Source organism: Aestuariirhabdus sp. LZHN29 (genome assembly GCF_049985285.1).
GTDB lineage: Bacteria > Pseudomonadota > Gammaproteobacteria > Pseudomonadales > Aestuariirhabdaceae > Aestuariirhabdus.
The window spans coordinates 32,870-50,822 of record NZ_JBNIEU010000001.1 but is presented as its reverse complement, the minus strand read 5'-3'; the positions used below and the strand labels follow the sequence as shown (position 1 = coordinate 50,822).

The 17,953-nt window shown below is 54.6% G+C and carries 16 protein-coding genes; 9 read left to right on the top strand and 7 right to left on the bottom strand.

The window, feature by feature from the left end:
* Together ACP3PW_RS00220 and ACP3PW_RS00215 are read left to right on the top strand one after the other, a co-directional pair.
* On the top strand, positions 1-186 hold the full coding sequence (locus ACP3PW_RS00220) for an FAD-binding protein (RefSeq protein ID WP_426414643.1): 186 nt from the start codon (positions 1-3) through the stop codon (positions 184-186).
* Complete coding sequence (locus tag ACP3PW_RS00215) at positions 176-343, top strand: hypothetical protein (protein WP_426414642.1); 168 nt, start codon at positions 176-178, stop codon at positions 341-343. The genes ACP3PW_RS00220 and ACP3PW_RS00215 overlap by 11 nt, the downstream gene beginning before the upstream one ends.
* A gap of 59 nt (positions 344-402) precedes the next feature.
* Here the strand turns inward: ACP3PW_RS00215 and ACP3PW_RS00210 are convergent, their stop codons facing one another.
* Positions 403-1,740, bottom strand: coding sequence for a substrate-binding domain-containing protein (locus tag ACP3PW_RS00210; RefSeq protein ID WP_426414641.1), 1,338 nt, complete (start codon positions 1,738-1,740; stop codon positions 403-405).
* 1,349 nt (positions 1,741-3,089) lie between these two features.
* Between ACP3PW_RS00210 and ACP3PW_RS00205 the strand changes: the two genes are divergently transcribed.
* The 6 genes from ACP3PW_RS00205 to ACP3PW_RS00180 all read left to right on the top strand — a co-directional run bounded on the left by ACP3PW_RS00205 (position 3,090) and on the right by ACP3PW_RS00180 (position 10,352).
* Positions 3,090-4,157 (top strand): ethylbenzene dehydrogenase-related protein, encoded by a 1,068-nt coding sequence (locus ACP3PW_RS00205; RefSeq protein WP_426414640.1) that lies wholly within the window; start codon positions 3,090-3,092, stop codon positions 4,155-4,157.
* A 90-nt stretch (positions 4,158-4,247) separates the two neighbouring features.
* A complete protein-coding gene (locus ACP3PW_RS00200; protein WP_426414639.1) occupies positions 4,248-6,518 on the top strand; it encodes a hypothetical protein in 2,271 nt (756 codons plus the stop codon).
* A gap of 204 nt (positions 6,519-6,722) precedes the next feature.
* Positions 6,723-7,502, top strand: coding sequence for a paraquat-inducible protein A (locus ACP3PW_RS00195; RefSeq protein ID WP_426414638.1), 780 nt, complete (start codon positions 6,723-6,725; stop codon positions 7,500-7,502).
* Positions 7,502-8,116: a paraquat-inducible protein A gene (locus ACP3PW_RS00190; RefSeq protein ID WP_426414637.1), complete on the top strand. Its 615-nt coding sequence runs from the start codon at positions 7,502-7,504 to the stop codon at positions 8,114-8,116. The genes ACP3PW_RS00195 and ACP3PW_RS00190 overlap by 1 nt, the downstream gene beginning before the upstream one ends.
* A gap of 2 nt (positions 8,117-8,118) precedes the next feature.
* Positions 8,119-9,792, top strand: a complete 1,674-nt coding sequence (locus ACP3PW_RS00185; protein WP_426414636.1) for an intermembrane transport protein PqiB — start codon at positions 8,119-8,121, stop codon at positions 9,790-9,792.
* Positions 9,789-10,352: a PqiC family protein gene (locus ACP3PW_RS00180; RefSeq protein WP_426414635.1), complete on the top strand. Its 564-nt coding sequence runs from the start codon at positions 9,789-9,791 to the stop codon at positions 10,350-10,352. The genes ACP3PW_RS00185 and ACP3PW_RS00180 overlap by 4 nt, the downstream gene beginning before the upstream one ends.
* A 47-nt stretch (positions 10,353-10,399) precedes the next feature.
* On the opposite strand, the gene ACP3PW_RS00175 is transcribed toward ACP3PW_RS00180, so the two are convergent.
* From ACP3PW_RS00175 to ybaK, 3 genes are all read right to left on the bottom strand, one after another.
* Complete coding sequence (locus tag ACP3PW_RS00175; protein WP_426414634.1) at positions 10,400-12,055, bottom strand: acyl-CoA dehydrogenase family protein; 1,656 nt, start codon at positions 12,053-12,055, stop codon at positions 10,400-10,402.
* Positions 12,042-12,686, bottom strand: a complete 645-nt coding sequence (locus ACP3PW_RS00170) for a TetR/AcrR family transcriptional regulator (protein ID WP_426414633.1) — start codon at positions 12,684-12,686, stop codon at positions 12,042-12,044. Before ACP3PW_RS00170 ends, ACP3PW_RS00175 begins: the two co-directional genes overlap by 14 nt.
* A gap of 95 nt (positions 12,687-12,781) precedes the next feature.
* The gene (gene ybaK / locus ACP3PW_RS00165; protein WP_426414632.1) at positions 12,782-13,249 is read right to left on the bottom strand and encodes a Cys-tRNA(Pro) deacylase; all 468 of its coding nucleotides are present in this window, start codon (positions 13,247-13,249) and stop codon (positions 12,782-12,784) included.
* A gap of 178 nt (positions 13,250-13,427) precedes the next feature.
* Here ybaK and ACP3PW_RS00160 point away from each other — a divergent pair, with 178 nt between their 5' ends.
* On the top strand, positions 13,428-14,156 hold the full coding sequence (locus ACP3PW_RS00160) for a DUF1499 domain-containing protein (protein WP_426414631.1): 729 nt from the start codon (positions 13,428-13,430) through the stop codon (positions 14,154-14,156).
* Between the two features lie 2 nt (positions 14,157-14,158).
* On the opposite strand, the gene ACP3PW_RS00155 is transcribed toward ACP3PW_RS00160, so the two are convergent.
* The 3 genes from ACP3PW_RS00155 to ACP3PW_RS00145 are packed head-to-tail and all read right to left on the bottom strand — an operon-like array spanning position 14,159 to position 17,800.
* A complete protein-coding gene (locus tag ACP3PW_RS00155; protein ID WP_426414630.1) occupies positions 14,159-15,181 on the bottom strand; it encodes a hypothetical protein in 1,023 nt (340 codons plus the stop codon).
* Complete coding sequence (locus ACP3PW_RS00150) at positions 15,171-16,661, bottom strand: hypothetical protein (protein ID WP_426414629.1); 1,491 nt, start codon at positions 16,659-16,661, stop codon at positions 15,171-15,173. The genes ACP3PW_RS00155 and ACP3PW_RS00150 overlap by 11 nt, the downstream gene beginning before the upstream one ends.
* Before the next feature lie 47 nt (positions 16,662-16,708).
* A complete protein-coding gene (locus ACP3PW_RS00145; protein WP_426414628.1) occupies positions 16,709-17,800 on the bottom strand; it encodes a cyclic nucleotide-binding domain-containing protein in 1,092 nt (363 codons plus the stop codon).
* Between the last annotated feature and the right edge of the window lie 153 nt (positions 17,801-17,953).

Here is a 17,953-nt window from a genome sequence, read left to right as displayed (position 1 = left end):
GTGAGCTGGGTGGTTTCCAGTGAAAAGGGGGGGGATACTTCCTATCTTCGCGATAACTTTGAATTAGAGTATAACGTTACCGATAAGTTGTGTGTTGCTGTTGGTGACTCTCGTTCCGCGATTGATGAAAACTTCGTGCTGAACACCATGCTGGTCGGTCAGACCGGTAAAAAATATGGCAACTGAGCGGTACTTAGCGGTGGGTACTTCTGGTGAGATCCAGCATCTGCCGGGTATGCAACACAGCAAAATCATCGCCGCCACCAACAGCGGCGAAGAAACCCTATTGTTTCATGTGGCCGACCCGTTAGAAGCACTGCCTGGGCTTAAAAGCAGCCTTTAATCGTTAATGACGTAGGTAATAGAAAACCTGCTAGTCGGAGGCTTTTTATGCTTGGGTATTTAACGGATCCAGACTTCGACTCGCTGATTACGCAAGGCATATTGTGGGTCGGTGTTGGTTGCTACCGGGTTGATCTGGCCGTAACCTGTCAATGCGGATGAGACGATGCCATGGCTGGCTAGCGCTCTTTTAACCATCATTACCCGCGATTCAGACATCAGTCTTGCTCTGAATTCATTGCGCTGCTGATCGGAAAAACCGATCAAAATCAGTTTACGATGACGGTGCTCAGGCAACGCTATCAGTTCACGTAGTCGAATCAGGTCGTCCAGCGCTTTATTATCCAGCTCATTGGTGCCGGGTCGGAAGCGAAAATTGGTCGTTATTCGTTTTGATTTTTGAGCGATGAAGGTATAGCCAGACGGCAGGTCTGCGCTGACACTCATGGCCAGCTCTTGCAGATTCTGCGAAATGAAACCAACTTCCGCAACGATAGTCTGTCCGGCGTCACTTTTAGAAAATTCCATAAAATCAGCGGCAAACGCATTGTCTGTTTTTACCTGATATAGGAAAAGACGACGCGCCAATGGATAATCCTCTGTCGCAATGGTCGCATGTTCCGGTGACATGGGGGCACTGTTACCGTCGGTAATCTGTACTGCTTTGGCATCATGAATAGAGGCTAATGAGGTAAACCCAATAGCGCCTGGCGTGCCCGTAACAGTGCGGGATAGATGATCATTGGATTCATAACGTTTAGCCGTTGTCACCAGATCATAACCACGTTTCAGGACCAGGGTATTAAAGGTGTCAAAGGTGCCGGATTTATTGTCTCGGGCATGAACATTCACTGGAAGGTCAGGGCCGCCGAGCTGGTTCCAGTTTGAGATGCTTCCGGAAAAAAGCTGTCCTACCTGATGAATGGTCAGCGATTCAATTTGCAGGTCAGGGTTGATGATAACGGCAATACCATCAATGGCGAGAACAAGCTCGTGACGGTGACCTGTGACATCAATGGTTGGAAATAGGTCATTTTCTGATGTTTTCGCCGGTCTCGACGCCGCCGCAATATCGGACCGGCCTGACTCTATTTGTTTAAATCCTGTACCGGAGCCGTGGGCTGCAATAAAGACACTGGCTTTTTGGCCGCTTGAACTGCTTGCGGAAACGATTTTTTCGTTTTCAATAGTCGAATTGGTAACAGTTATCCCACGAAAACCATAATGTTTAAACCAGGCGCTGACCAATGCTGGCGCGAGACTGACCCCAATGGTGTTTGAGCCGTGAATTTCGAATAGAAACCCGCGATCATTGGTTGTCATTGAGTGCTGTTGAAAGACGTTGGCGTGCAGAGGCAAAGAGATACTGAAAAAAAGTAGTATTGAGAAACGCTTCATTATGAATCCATTGTGGAGAAACTTCATTTCGGGATGGTATTATTTTTTTATGACAGTCTTGTTACGCTCGTCATGTTGGTGCTCGGATATGAGGGTTCCAATAACCTGCGATACACCCCTGGGGTTTGCAGAATCAGGGCATATAGGAGCGGTTTTTATGGCAAGTTGCTGTTTCTTTTATATGAGCTTTTTCCTCGCTGCCACAACGCTCGGCAGGGTTGGATTATCTCCAAAATAGTCGACCAGAGATTAAGTCGTGGATTACCCAGAGAGTAGCGGCTCTACCATCATTCCTATTCACCCTCTTTGCCGTTCCAGCAGTGTTGAGAAAAATACCCGCGATGCCTGTCATAACGCTGTCACTATCTGCCCTTATGCTGTCGGAAACCTCAAGGAGAACTGCGATGAAATGGTTGCAAAAACTACGGCGCGTGTGCCGGCGACAACAAACCCAACCTTTGAACAGTGACCGCAATCGTTACGGCTACCCCGTCGCTCCCAGAGCACAGTGAGTCTGTGCCAGTGCTTCCGGTGTCTCGATCGGCGCATCGGCGGAGGGATGTCCGCTGAGAAGATTCAGCTGAATGGGGTTGGGTATCGGCAGTAGTTTGTACTGGAAGCGCAACGCCGACGGCCCTTCCTCCGAGGAGCAGCGGGTAGCGATCTACTGCGTCATCACCACGAAGCTGGTCAAGGAAACTGATCGTACCCGCAGTAGACAGGGCCGGTGCTGTCACCCTAGTCCAACGCTTCGACAGTGCACTGAACCTCAGCCTGCGTAAACATCCCGGATCAACAAGCATGAGCCAGACTTTGAGTATGACAAACCCAGCATTCTGGTATCGGGTGAACATGCCTTTCAGGTGCTCAAATACCCGTTCGGTTTTGGGGAAAGCTGTTATCGAGGTATGAAAAGCGCGGCCTCCAAGCGCGACCAGGGTATGATCAGCTCCATCCCCGCAAGCAAGATCGCTTTGCGAGTGTTACGGTGTTTCTTTTGAAACTCGTTCTCAGCGAAGGCAACTGGATGCGCCGTGGCTACCCGGACCGGTTGTGAAGGATATGGTTGCTGTATTGTCTTATGAGAGGGAGGCATCGCAGGTTATCTATCGATCCGCGTGGTGGGCGAATACAGCGATCATCTTAATTTATGATGAACTATTAGTTTCTATTGATCTGGCGCAATATCACCATGTGACAGGGTCCGCAACACTCGATGTTGGTGATCATGGCATCCACTTACTGTGGATTAGCGCCGGTAGGTGCAGGGTTCTCTGTATACGCTTATTACAGTTTAGAGGGATGTGTTTGAGGCCTGCCTCAATTTACTGGTATTCAGGGAGAAAACTATGAAATTCAATCAGAAACAACTATTAGCCTTACTCGTTGGTGCATCTGTTGCTGCTAGCGCCGGCACAGCTATGGCGAAGGCCAAGGGTACGCTGGAAAGCATGAGGACCAAGGCTCCTATTGTCTTGGACGCGGTCGAGGAAGACGCCTGGAAAGATGCCAAGGCACTCAAGATTAAAGTTTCAGAGCTACCCTACGAGCCCAATAATGGCTACGAGGGGATCAAAGGCACTGAAGTCACCATGAAGTCTCTGCACGACAAGTATTACGTCTATTTCATGATCCAGTGGGATGACCCCACCCGGAGCCTGGAGCGCTTCCCCTGGGTCAAGCAGGAGGATGGCAGCTGGAAACAGTTGATGAATAAGGACAGCACAGGACACGACAATACCTATTACGAGGACAAGCTCGGCGTTTATTGGAATATCAACGCCGATGGATTCGAAAAGAAAGGTTGCGATGTTTCCTGTCACATTACTGAAGATGGCATGAATAACGGCTTCAAGGATAAATCTGCAGGCCGTAAATACACCAAAGAGGGCCAAACCATCGACATGTGGCACTGGAAGGGTGTAAGAACCAATCCGCTGGGGCTGTTCGATGACCAGTATGTTGATAGCGTGGCCGATCCATCCAAGAATAAAAACTGGGGCCGTCATGGTGACTCCAAAGATGGTGGTGGTTATAAAAACAACAAGGCTGAAGATGGCAAGATGCCAAAATATATGAACTCACCCTACAGCGATGAGTACAAGTATATGGTGGTGCCGTGGCAGCGGGCTGACTTTGTCGATACCTTCAAGCCTGGTGATGTGGTTCCCGGAATTAACCTTGATGCGTTTTACGGTGGTAACCGCTCTGATATCCAGGTGAAAGGCGCCTGGAAAGAGGGGAAGTGGACACTGGAAGTTAAACGAGCGCTGGTGACTCGAGGTAAGGGTAGCGATACGCAAGATGTCCAGTTCAAGGACAAAAAAAAGCCCTATTACTTCGGAGTTTCTGTGTTTGATAACTCACAGATCAACCATGTTTACCATGAAGGTTCTTACCGGATGATCTTTAAGTAAAGATTAGTGTAGTGAGTCCAAGGCGAGCCTTTCCTGTTGCAGGTGGGCTCGCCTTTTTTAATTTTACTTCCTGATAAGGAGGAGAGGGTTATGCTCTCCCGCTTGAACTACCTGCATGTTCTCACGTTTTTGTTCGCCTTCGCCCTTTTGAGTGGCTTTCTGCCTTTATCGGGAACGAGCGGTTGGTTGCCCGCCGCCGCTGTGATGGCTGCGGAAGATGATTACTGCCCGCCCGAATTATGCGAAGAGGAGGAGAGTGAGGAGGCGGTGGAAGAAGACTGCCCACCCGAGTTCTGCGACGAGGCGGTGGACGAAGACGGTGTTGAAGAAGAGGATTGTCCCCCCGAGCTGTGCGGTGCAGCCGAAGAGGATGAAGCATACGATGCCTATGTCGAGGAAGACGAATCCGAGGAGGTGCGACCACCGGTTGACCGCACGCTCTACTCCCGTTTAACGGGAGCGATGCGCGATGACATGTACCAGCATGTTGCCGATGACAAGGAGATCGATGCCGTAGAGCAGTGGATCAGCGATGGTCGAAAAAATGATGCGGTCTTTAACGACATCATTCGCCCCATCATGAAGGAAAATTGCTCCAAATGTCATAGCACCTCTTCAACCATGAGCAAGGGAATTCAGGAATTGCCCTTGACCACCTACGAAGAGATTGTGGCGTTTACCAAGCTGGCTCCGGCAGATTCTGTTTGCCTCGAGTGTCATGGGGATGAGCGCTTGGAAAACCACCCGGATGAGACCCTCTCTTCGCTCTATACCAGTGCACAGATAAAGGAGCATTCGGCCCACAACGAGGTTCCTTGTGTCAGGTGTCACTACGACCTGCATGCCGAGCAGGATCGCTATTGCGCGGATTCCGCGGCGTTTAATATTTTTCTTGGATCCTGGAGCCCAGGATCAACGCCTCAATGCGAACCTACCCAGCCACCTACCTGCGTTAAGTGTCACAACGATGCCGGCAACGAGGTGTCCGAAAGTGTTCACTTCAAGGAGGACGGCCATGAGGATCGTCTGTTCGATCAGGATGGCAATGCTTTAAAAGCCCCGGGGTGTATCGATTGTCACAATACCCATGATGTTGTTATCTCCAAGCAGAGCAAAACCAGCCTCAATGTTGTCGAGGGCTGCGGTAACTGTCATGCCGAACTGATGGATACCTATTTTGAATCCTACCATGGCAAGGCCGCCTTGCTGGGAAGTGAAGAGACGGCAAAGTGCTTTGACTGCCACGGATCTCACAAGATGGTGGCGCTCAGCGATGAGAGCTCTCCGGTTCATGCAGCCAATGTAGAGAAAACCTGTAATGAGTGCCATGACAAGGTGAATGAAAATTTCGCCAGTTTTATCCCTCATGCTGATTACCATGATCGTGACAACTACCCTGTTCTTTTCTATACGTTCTGGGCTATGAACGGGCTGTTGTTTGCCGTTTTCGCGGCGTTTGGTGTTCACACCGCGCTGTGGTTTTACCGCTCGATGGTTGAACGGAAAAACAGGGGTAGATCCCAGGATGCAGATGCCGCTGTGACCGAGCAGCATGTGAGACGCTTCGACGTAACCCATACCCTGTTGCACCTGATGGTTATCCTGAGTTTCCTGACGTTGGCGTTGACCGGGATGGCATTGAAGTTTGCCGATAACAGTATGTTCCAATGGATATCCTCAGTGATGGGTGGCCCGGTTGTACTCGGTGAGCTGCATCGTATTGGAGCTATCGTTACCGGGGCCTACTTTGGATTGCATCTGTTGCAGTTGCTGGTGATGTTTATCAAGCGGGAGATTACCATTAGCGGCCTGTTTAAAGAGGATTACACCATGATTCCTCTACTTAGGGATGCCAGGGATGTGAAAGCCAATATGTTGTACTTCCTCGGAAAAGGCCCTAAGCCATCTTTTGGGCGTTGGACCTACTGGGAGAAGTTCGATTACATGGCCGTGTTCTGGGGTGTTGGGGTCATCGGCTTGTCTGGCCTGATGCTGTGGTTCCCTGAGCTGGTGACTCGCTATGTGCCCGGTTGGTCGATCAACGTGGCCTACATTGTTCACGGTGAGGAGGCTCTGCTGGCGACGATCTTTATCTTTATTGCACACTTTTTCCATACGCATTTGAGGCCTGAGTCTATTCCCCTGGACCCGGTCGTCTTTACCCAAAGGATGCCGTTGTCAAAGTTCAAAGAGGAAAGGCCGCTGGAGTACCAAAACCTGGTTGACAATAACAAGCTGGAAAGCAGACTGTTGCCGCCACCCTCCAAGCTCTATATGGCTTTTGTTTATCTGTTTGGGTTTAGTTTTGTGGCGATAGGCCTGTTTCTGGTCATAGCGATTATCTATTCGCTACTTTTCTAAAGGAGTAAATCGAAAAAAACGGAGCCCTATGGGCTCCGTTTTTTTTACCCCTGTTTTAGTCGGGTTGGTTTGATCAGGGAGTCTGTAGGTGAGGGGGCTTTTGATCTTGGCATCCGCTATACCCGTTAACCGCGCCAAGCGCTTGCAACAAAGTGACTCCAGCGGGGCAGTATCCGGGTCGTAGTAGCAGGTTTTTAAGGAGGTATGGCTGAAAACCAGGGTATGCGTGTTAACCGTCTCATGGCTCTTGATGGCTTTAGACTTTGCGATCATATTTGCTACTATAGGCTGGAGCCGGAGGGGCCGATGGAACGCGCCGAGACAGCACATACCAATATAACCCATACCGATAACGCGGATACCGATATCCTGCGTACTCATATCGCCTGTATCGATTGCGATACCCTGTTTGATATGTCAGGCCTGCATGATGGCGAGCGGGCGAAATGCCCTGTTTGTGGCAATATTCTAGCCGACTATAAAGAGGATGCCCCCAGTCGCGTGATTGCGTTCTCAATCGCTGCGTTGATGTTTTTGGCGATGTCTTGCGCCTACCCCTTTCTCTCCTTCAAGTCATCAGGGTTGGAGAGTGTGACCACCCTGCCGGGAACAATTTTCGCACTCCATAACTACGGCATGTGGGAAGTCGCCTTGTTGGTTGCGGCTTTTATCATTGTGATCCCCTTTTTGTCTCTGATATTGATACTGATGTTGTGCGTGCCGCTGTCGCTGAAAAGGTCGGTCCCCTGGATGGTGCCGTCAGCCCGGATCGTTTTTGCGCTTCAGCATTGGTGTATGGTCGATGTCTTCCTGATCGGGGTGATCGTCAGTTTGGTGAAAATAGCGGCGATGGCAACCGTGGTGCTGGGCGTCTCCTTTTTTGCTTACGCAGGATTTGCTATCTGTTTTACCCTCGCGATGGCCAGTCTGGACCGGTTGCATTTGTGGATCGCCATTGAACGCTTGCTGGAGGCAGAAGCCTGATGTCGCGGCCCACAGCGCTATCCAAAAACCTGTCGAGCTGCCATGCCTGCTTTAAGTTGGCGTCGAAAGAGCTGCATCAATGCCCCCGTTGCGGTTCCGCCTTGCACCAGCGTACACCGGACAGTTTGCAGCGAACCCTTGCGTTGCTGTTAACGGCCACGGTGCTGTATATACCCGCCAATATATTCCCTATTATGATTACCGATCAACTTGGCAGTTCGGAGCCCAGTACCATACTGGGTGGCGTAGTTTTGCTGATCGAACTGGGCTCGGTCCCGATTGCGGCGGTGATCTTCATCGCCAGCGTAATGGTGCCGGTGGGGAAGTTACTGTCTATGTATTACCTGTGCTGGTGCGCCTATAGCGGTGATGGCCTGCAGGCTCGTAAGCGCAGTGTGATGTACCGCATCACTGAGTTTGTCGGCAAGTGGTCGATGGTGGATGTTTTTGTGGTGGCTATTTTGGTGGCGTTGGTGAGCCTTGGAGGATTGATTGCGATTCGCCCGGGAGTAGCGGCCCTCGCTTTTGCCGGGGTAGTCATTGTGACTATGGTGGCAGCGGAGAGCTTTGACCCACGTTTGTTGTGGGACCAAACCGATACAACGGATGATTAAATATGAAGCCTGAAGTCAGTAAAAAAAGGGGACTCTCTAAAATCTGGATCGTGCCTATTCTTGCCGCGGTATTGGGCGCAGGGATGGTGGTGCACAGCCTCGTTAATGAGGGGCCGACCGTTGATATCAGTTTCGCCACTGCAGCAGATCTAACCGCAGGGAAGACCAAGGTTAAGTTGTTGAATGTCGATATTGGCCAGGTTGAAGCGATCGATCTGAATAAAGACGTTAGCGGCGTAGTGGTTCATGCGAAACTGGATAAAGACTACGAACACCTGTTGCGAGAGGATAGCCTGTTCTGGGTGGAGCGCGTTCGAGTTGGCGCCGGGGGCATTAGCGGACTGGGGACGATTCTCTCGGGAGCCTACATTAAACTGGCACCGGGCACCGGCAAAGAGGGGGTAAAAAGTTATACAGGGCTGGAATCGCCTCCCCAGACTCGCGCAGGAGCTCCCGGGCTGCGTTTGAAGCTGGTGTCGGCTGAGGTCTCTTCGGTTTCTGCCGGTGATCAGGTGTTGTTCCAGGGTTACCCGGTCGGCCGGGTAGAAACCATGCGGCTGGACGAAATAACGGGAAAAATTCATTACGATCTGTTTATTGATGCGCCCTACCATCAGTTTATAAATAGCTCGGTTCGCTTCTGGAATACCAGCGGTATCTCCCTCAATGCATCTGCGGAAGGGTTTAGCCTCAGGGCCGGGTCGCTGGAAACGATGCTCTCCGGCGGGGTCGCCTTTGGCGTGCCCGATAGCCTTTCTCCGGGTGAGACGGTTGCAGAAAATACAACCTTCACCTTATATGAGAGTTTTGAAGCGGCACAAGAACTGACCTACGAGCACGGTCTTTATTATGTTGTGCTATTTAAGCAGGATGTGGGTGGGCTGACCCCGGGTGCGTCGGTCACCTACCGTGGGGTTAATGCCGGGCGGGTGGTTCGGATCATGCTAAAAGAGCTGTCCGAATCGGATCGGTCTGGAACCGGGGAGGCGATACCGGTCCTTATCTATCTGGAGCCAGGCCGCTTGGATATGGCCGATACGATAGAATCCGTTGAGGAGCTGAAGGCGGGGATTAAACGATCTGTACCCCAGGGGCTGCGCGCCAGCGTGCGAACCGGCAATATGCTGACCGGGAGCCAGTCAATTGCGCTGGATTTTTATCCCACCGAAAAACCGCAGCAGTTGGGGACGTTTGTTAACTATAAAGTGATACCGAGCTTGGCGGGTGGGCTCGATAGCATCATGGTATCGGTTTCCTCGTTTATGGATAAACTGAATAAGTTACCCCTCAATACCACGGTGAACTCTGCCAACGGCGCCATTGGCCAGTTGGAAAACTCGTTGGCCTCGATGGACCGGATATTGAAGGATCGGTCAACGCGGCAGATCCCACAAAAGCTGGAGGAGACCCTTTCGGCGCTGCGCATTACCCTCGAAGGACTGTCGCCGGAATCACCGATCTACAGGGAGCTGGAAGGTACGCTGGTTACCCTGCGCGCTACACTGGAGGGGTTGTCTCCTGACTCACAACTCTACAAAGAGCTGGAAGGTAGCGTTTATGAGCTTAACCGAACCCTGAAAAACATGGATTCCCTGACCCATTCGTTAAAGGGGACGGCAACGATGCTACCTGCGCCTAGCAAGCATGATTTGATACCGGAGGCACGAGCCCAATGAGAGTACTAGTCGTTTTTCTTGTTTCAATCCTGCTCGGAGGCTGCTTATCGACCCCTACCTCCTCCAGCCATTACTTGCTGCGATCCGATGCTCAGCTGAGCGATAGCGCTATGGCAACGGGCACCGGAGTTATTTTGGTGTCGGTTGATGTGGCCACTTACATCGACCAGGATGGTTTGGTGTTGGAATCGGAAGAGGGGGAGATCCAGACTGCAGATTATCATTTATGGGCCGAACCACTGCGCCACAGCCTGATGCAGTTTATGGCGAACGAGGTGTCGGCCAGTTCTGGCAAGCCGGTCGGCAATGGCTTGCAGGCGGCGAGCGTTGGTACTCAGCGTTTGTTGATTGAGATCGACCAGCTCCACGGCACCAAGAATGGGGATGCGGTGCTGGTGGCGTACTGGCAGCTAACCCAGGGCAGTGGTGAAGATAAGCAGCGCAGCAATTACAGCTGGTCTGGTAGTCGTCCCCTAAGCGAGGATGGTTATGCGGCACTGGTGGCCGCAGAGAAACAGCTCCTGATCGATCTTGCACGGGAGATAGGCGCCACGCTATAACCGAGTAACAGACCGGTCAACTTGGGGTAGCCGGTCTGCCAGCAGGCTTAGAGTTTGGGGCGAGCCCGATCGATAATTGCAGCGCAGTCGATCCCCACTGGGAGATCGCCGTAGAGCCATCCATTGCCCTGCCCTAAGCGTGACTGGCAAAAGGCGTCTGCGACAGTGTCGCTGCCGCTGCGTAGTAACACACTGGCCTGAATCGCTAGTGCCAGCTGCCCTGCGATATGACGGGCACGGTATTCAAATTCGGCGGGGTTGGCGAAGAGGGTATCAAGGGGGGTGATAAAGCGGTCGAACTGATCGTGCAGACCCCTGCCCAGCATGATTTCGTCACGTACCACCTCCAGGGCCTCGGGTTCCCTATGCAGCGTGCGAAGCATATCCAGTGCCTGCACGTTACCGCTACCCTCCCAGATGGCATTGACCGGGGCTTCGCGGTAGAGGCGAGGCATGATCGTGGTCTCCATCACCCCGCTGCCACCAATACACTCCATGGCCTCGTAGGCGTGCCCCGGAGTACGTTTGCAAATCCAGTACTTTCCAATGGCAGTTCCGAGTCGAACCAGGAGCGCGTCGCGTTCATCGTTGCTATCGAGCGCCCGCGCCATGCGCATCGCCATCATCATGGCGGCTTCACTTTCTATGGCCAAATCCGCTAACACGTTCTGCATCAAGGGCTGCTGGTCGAGTACCTTGCCAAACGCGGCACGGTGATGGCAATGGTGGAGTGCCTGCACGCTCGCTTGGCGCATACCTGCGGCCGAGCCCACCATGCAATCGAAGCGGGTGAGGGCGACCATCTCCAGAATGTTGGCTACCCCTCGACCCTCCTCGCCGATCAACCAGCCTTCGGCGCCCCGCAGCTCCGCCTCAGAGGAGGCGTTGGAGGCGTTACCGCACTTCTCTTTAAGGCGCAGAATCTGCATTGGGTTCTTGTGCCCGTCCTCCAACCAACGTGGCACCAAAAAGCAGCTCAGCCCCCTATCCGTGTAGGCCAGCATCAGGAAGGCATCACTCATGGGGGCCGAAACGAAATACTTATGCCCCACCAGTTGAAAGCGTTGGCCAATTTCATCGTCGGCGATGGGGTAGGCACGGGTTGAGTTGGCGCGGACATCGGACCCTCCCTGTTTTTCGGTCATCGCCATGCCGATGGTCGCTCCCCGTTTTTGGGCGATCGGCAGGTTGCGAGGGTCGTAGCGGCCCGAGTGCATCAACGGCAGCCAGCGGCTAGCAACTCCTGGATGTTTGAGCAGCGTTGGTACGGCGGCAAAGGTCATCGTCAGCGGGCAGCCGTGCCCGGCTTCCACCTGGGACTGCAGGTAGTTGAGCGCTGCACGGGCGACATGGGCCCCCGGTTTTGGCGTGGTCCAGGGCTGGGAAGGGATGCCCTCGCCGATGGCACGTTCCATGAGTTGGTGGTAGCTGGGGTGGAAGTCCACCTGATCGATGCGGTGTCCGTAGCGGTCGTGGGTATTAAATTCCGGCTTATGCCGGTTCGCCAGGTGGCCCCATTCGATCATCTCTTCGCTGCCGGTCTGTTCGCCATAGCACAGCAGTTGATGGTGGGCCCAGTGGGCTCCCTCTCGGGCAACGGCCTCCTTCAGCGCGGTATCTTGCTGGTACAGGTTGTAATTGTGCAGGGGAGGGGGCGTGTTGCTGACTTCGTGGGTTTCAGCAAGGTAATTAGAACGGGTCATGGGGCTCTCCGGTAAGTGCGGGTAATGGATTGCTACCCAGTGCACGCAAGGCAAATTGCTGCATCTCAAGGACGCTTTGATCGTGGGTTTGATTTGGGGTTGCGGGGCTGAGGGGCCCCAGCAGGGATTCGGCCAGTGCTCCTACCAGTGCAGCGGCCACCAGATCCGGGTTGGTACAGTCAAAGCGATGCTGTTCAAGACCTTTGCGCACTAAGCGGGCAAAGACCTGGGCGTAGGCCTGGCGATAACTCAGGCGTTCCTGTTCGACCAACGGGTCGGCGGGCTCGGCGATCAGTGCCCAGGCCAGGCGAGGGTTTCTGAGCGCCCTGTGGGCGAAGGTGGCGATAGCGCTGGCAAGGTTATCGGCGGCATCGGTATGGCGGCAGGCCGCCTGTGCTACTTGGTCGACCTCTTTTTGGGATGCGAGAGCAAAGAGCGCCGCACAAAGCTCGGCTTTATTGCTGAAGTAGCGGTAGAGGGTTCCGGTTGCCACTCCGCACTCGACGGCAACGGCACTGATACTGAGGCCGGCGAAGCCCTCTCGGGAGACGATATTGAGGGCGCTGTGTAACAAGCGATGTTTTAGATCCCGCTTGTGGGCTTCGGTTGCGGGGGTTGCTCGATAAGCCATGATATGAACCTTGATTCACTTTAATAAGAAGTGAACCATGATTCATTTGTTAAGGCAAGCCGTAAGTAGAGCAGGCGAGGGTGAAGACGCCGGGCTCAGGGCTCGCCGATGGTCGCTGCCGTGGCGCGAGTCAGATGTTGCAGATCCGAGGCCGTCATTTCGATCTCCAGTCCGCGCCGCCCAGCACTGACATGGATGCGATCAAGGGCAAAGGCGCTCTGGTCTATACAGGTTCTCAGGGGCCTGCGTTGTCCCAGGGGGCTGATCCCACCGGCGACATAGCCGCTACTTCGTTCTGCCTTGGCGACCTCGGCCATAACCGCGCGCTTTGCGCCCATCACCTTGGCGAGGGCTTTCAGGTTCAGTTGACAGGATACCGGTATCACGGCGACGACGAGCTCTCCACTGAGCTCGGCAATCAGGGTCTTGAATACCCGATCTTTGCAGATCCCCAGGGCTTTGGCGGCTTCATCGCCATACTGGGTGTTGGCAGGATCGTGCTCGTAGTGATGAAGGGAAAATGAGATGCCGGCGCGCTCTGCGGCCTTTACTGCGGGTGTCATGGTCGCTATGTCCTGAGGGTGGGTATCTTATTGAGGTCAAAGGTTACGGTAACCCAGGGTGTCTGAACAGGCCAGGCTCCTTAGATGTCAACGTCATAAGAACTTTTCTGTACTATAGTTTTCGGGGTTTTAAGAATGTGACTAAAATAGGTATATGGCACCCTTGAGGAGTGGCGGAATGACCCGAACAGAACGGCTGGGAGTAGTGTTGTTACCTGCGATATTGCTGGCACTGGTGCTATTTCCGGTGTCCGTGGCGGGATTTCGGGCGGGTGTTTGGGAGTTTGGCACCGCCTTCTTGCTGTTGCAGGCCAATGTTATTCTTACCCTGATCACTTTACTGCTGGGTATCGTATTGGCGCTCGCCGCTCGCCGCCAACGGGAGCGTTCGCTGGTATCCCGGGGGAGTTGGGTGGTATTGATCAGCGTGGTTGTGTTGGCCCTCTACGCCGTACAAGTGTACAAAGCCCGAAGCCATCCTTTTATCCATGATCTCTCCACCGATACCCGCAACCCGCCTCAATTTGAGGCTGTGGTGTCCCTGCGAACCCCTCAGGACCACGTAACCGACTACGAAGGCGATTCCATCGCGGCGCTGCAACAGACAGCTTATCCGGACCTGCAGCCATTGATCACCCCTGTGGACCCTGAGCAGGCCTATATTCGACTCAAGGCGATGATAAAAGCCAGGGGATGGGAGCTGGTGGCGGATGAGCCGCAACGGGGGCGCCTGGAGGCGGTAGTGACCAGCTTGTTGTTTGGATTCAAGGATGATCTGGTGATCCGGATTCGGCCTTACGGGGAGGGCGCACGCGTCGACATGCGGTCGGCATCGCGTATCGGTCGCAGTGACCTGGGAGCCAACGCGGCACGTTTGCGCGCCCTGCGTCAGGGGTTTGAGGAGTAACCCTATCCCATAAAGTAAAACAGGCAGTCGCTGAGTGCGATTTCGAGGCGGGTGGTGACCATAAACAGCCGCATCGGTTGCCGGCTATAGAGTAGGCCGTTGCGTGCTTCGAAGTAGTGCTCGACCGGTAGCGCACCCGCAGGCCCCATCACCCTTAACTTGCTCAACCCCTGTGGACCCAGAGCGGCGATAGGCTCTTGTGCCGAAGTGGTACCGTAGTTAAGTGCTTCGGCATCGGACCTCATGACGAGGTCGGCATCGGCATCGGCGTCGGGAGCGGTGCTGTAGCGCAACCGGGTTCCCTCGGCTAACTCAAGTCGCAGGGGGTTGTGGTAGCAGGTGACGGAGTCGGCAGCACCGCTGTGGAGCACCGAATCGCTACAAAGAAAGCGGTAGAGTCCCTCCCGCGCCACCAGATCCGATGCGGGATCCTGGCTGCCACCGCACTCGATGGTGACCGTAGGCTGTAGATCGTCGCTCAGCTCCATTAAGGCCCCCAGACGCAGGTCGGTAACGATCAGGTCATTGGTAAAGAGCGAGGCTAGCGCGCGATGGCGCTCGTCGCCGTTGATCGAAACGCCGAACGCGGGGCCGGAACCCGACGTGTTGTGGATATCCAGTAGAGCCTCCGGTTGGTGGCGGCTGATCACTTGCAGAATCTGCTGTGCCAGCTGGCCACGGCTGTCATCGAAGGGAGGGCGAAAACAGCGGTTGAGGTCGCGGTGTTCGGGTAGCATGCGGTGGCTGAACACAGGGGCTGTCAAAGCCGCTTGTACGGATGCGATGATAAATAATGCGTTGGTGTGGGGTTTCAGGCCGCGGCGCAGAAAGTGCCAAATTGCACTGGCGCCTGAGGGTTCGTTGCCATGGAGCAGGGTGCACAGGGCGCGGGTGCGATCCCGCTCCTCACCCTCCAGCCAGATGGCCCCAGGGCCGGGAAGCTGGCGGATAAACTCGAGGGGGCTATCGCCAAGCCTGAGCCCCGAGTCTGCGGGTATCCAGTGCAGGGTGTCTTTAGCCCTCATCCGCGAGCCTCCATTGGCATACCGGAAGCCCACTCTGCTGGCGCTGGTAATAGGTTTCCACTAACGCAGAAAGGGCGGCGGCAGGCTTGTAGCGGGCACTCAGTCGCTGATAACTGGTAAGTTGCCATAGCGCACCGTTGGTCTGTGCCTGGCTGGTACGCCTTACGAGTTCCATCTGTTGCTCAATCTCCTCTTCGTCCACTTCAATTCTGCGCAGGCCCTCGCGCGCGGTGGGCAGCAGGGTCTCGATCAGGTCGGGCAGGTTGGTCTCTTTGAGTGTGCTGCGCTTCAGGTCGGGCCACACCAGTCGGGTAGCGATCCCCTCTCTCGCGGCACGATAGAAGTTCTGTTCGCAGGTGCTAAAGGGCATCGATTCGGTGATTCTGGGCATCTGTGGCCGTATCCCTTCAATCAGCCCGATGGCAAAGGCCGCCAGTGCTGCCATATCCTGGGAGGTTGGCCCGGCCGGAAGTGCACGCAGTTCGATGCGCAGGTGGCCGCCATCGGCGGGATCGTACAGCGGTCGATTCCAGCTCCAGATACTTCCCTGGTGAAGCCGCAACTCCGCCAGGGAGGGGCCACTGTGATGATCGGGCGCAGCGGGAGATTCATCCTGCACGATGGGTAGCAGGGGAGGGAACAGGGACACCCCCTCTTCAAATAACTCGATAATTCCATGCTGGACCCAGCGGTGGCCAAAATAGACGCGGGAGGGCTGGCTGCGGTGCAAGGGGGTTTGTGTTCGAGGGTCGATCGATTGTTTAAACAGGGCGACGCGCGTTTCGTGCCATAGCCTGTGTCCGAGAAACAGGGGGGAGTTTGCCCCCAGCGCAACCAGTAAAGGGCTGACCAACTGGGCGGCATTATAGGTATCGGTAAAGTTGGCAGGGCTGACCCGGTAATGGTACTGGAAGGAGGTGTTGGCACCCTCAAGCGTGATCTCCTGCCAGCGCATCTGCAGGCTGTTTGGGCCGCTAATATTGATGCTGAAGTCCTCGCCGCGCTGTTTGCGCAAACTATCGGCCAACACTCGGTAGCGGGGGCTGTCGGTAATGGCGGCCTCACCCATATGACACATTCTCAGGGTCGGTAGAATGCCGATCGGCACTATGCGTGCCTCCAGTTGGCCCGCAATGGAATTGATCCTGCCAAGGGCTTCATCCATTTGTTGGCGGAGGTCCCGGAAGGGAGTGGAGCTGTTATGGATCGGAGGAAAGTTGTACTCGATATTGAATCGATTGAGTTCGAGGGAGAGGTTGGCGTCCGCACATTGGAGCGCAAGTTGCCGGTTGATCGGCATGGGCTGGCCGTCGGCGTCGATGATATAGAGTTCTAACTCCGCACCGAAGCTGGCGGGACCCTCACCAGCATGGGGGGGCTTGAGAAAAAGATCCAGCTGCTCCAGCCCCTCTCGCAAGCGCTGGCGAAAGCGTTCGAAATCGGCGCTTGAAAACTCGGTACGGTCTATCTCGGCACCCATCAATCGACTCCCCCCTTTCCCTCAGAGTAGTCGATAATGGAGAGGCCTTACTCGCTGGCTTGCACTGGTGAGGGTGCCTGTTGCAGATACGCCGTGAACCCGTGCTGGCGCAAGATGCAGGTCGCCAGTTCGCTGCGTTGGTCGCTCTGGTAGGGGAGTAGATAGGTAGTGGCGCGATCGAGTTGGGGCAAGACGCTGCGCAGGCGGCTGATGGGAATATTGAGCACGTGGGAGCGGGTATCGTTGCGCAGCTCCTCGCGAAAGCGTACATCAAGCAGAACGCAGGGCCCTTCGGCCTGTTTGAGGCGGCGACTGAACTGGGCCTCTGGCAGGGTTGGTAACAGCGAGTCGGAAAACACCTCCAGGAACTGCTCCCGATTGAGTCGGCCCATCACGCCATCGCTGGTCATTGATACTGTAGCGTTGCGCAGGGTTTCCCCGAGAAGCGCCTCCTCTCCAAAGTGAGAGCCTTCATGCATGGCGATGCTTTGACCCTTAAAAGGCCCGTTGGGATCGGTATTGAGAACAGCTTCCCCGCTGATGAGGATATAGAAGTAGTCCGCACGGCTACCTTGTTGTACCAGTCGGTCACCCTTTTTGACCGGCAACCGTTCGAGCAGGGCCATCAGGCGGTGCAGGGCAATTGGCTTCAGGTTGCGTGCCAGGGGTGAATCCAGCAGCTGCAGGGTCCAGTCCTCCTGATAGTCGTCATCGATCAGGGTGTCAGAGAGATAGTCGACCCCCTCTTCGATATTGACCACCGAATAGTTCTCCCCGAGGTTGGAGGACTTGGAGCGCAGCTTATCAATCAAATCGCGCTCAAAGCGCACTACGACGCAGTCTTCCAAGGCGCGGATACTGGCTCCGATGCCGACCAGTTCCTCCAGGGGTTGGTGGGCCAGCTCATCGCAATCACGCAGGGGCTTGCGGTCGGCAAAGGAGTGCCGCAACTCCACCTGTCCCTTAAGCAGATAGCTAACGCAGGGGGAGAGGTTATCGCGTTTTTTGAAAATGATGTTCCCCGTACGAGCCGCTATCTGTTCGGCGGCGGACTGCAACTGTTTGTGGGCAGAGGCGTTCAGTCGTTGTAAGGGGTGCAGGTGTTGAATCTGCTCGAGGCTGATTGGCTGCTTGGCCATGATATACACTCGGTGATTTTTATAATCAGGTAGTGAAAACGGTTGAACCAGTATAGGCCCTTTATTCAACGGGGCAGTGAACTGATTCCCAGTCCCGCGCGATGACCCTGATTATCGAGTGTGTCTGTGGCAGCGGTCACAGCCAAAGGCTCA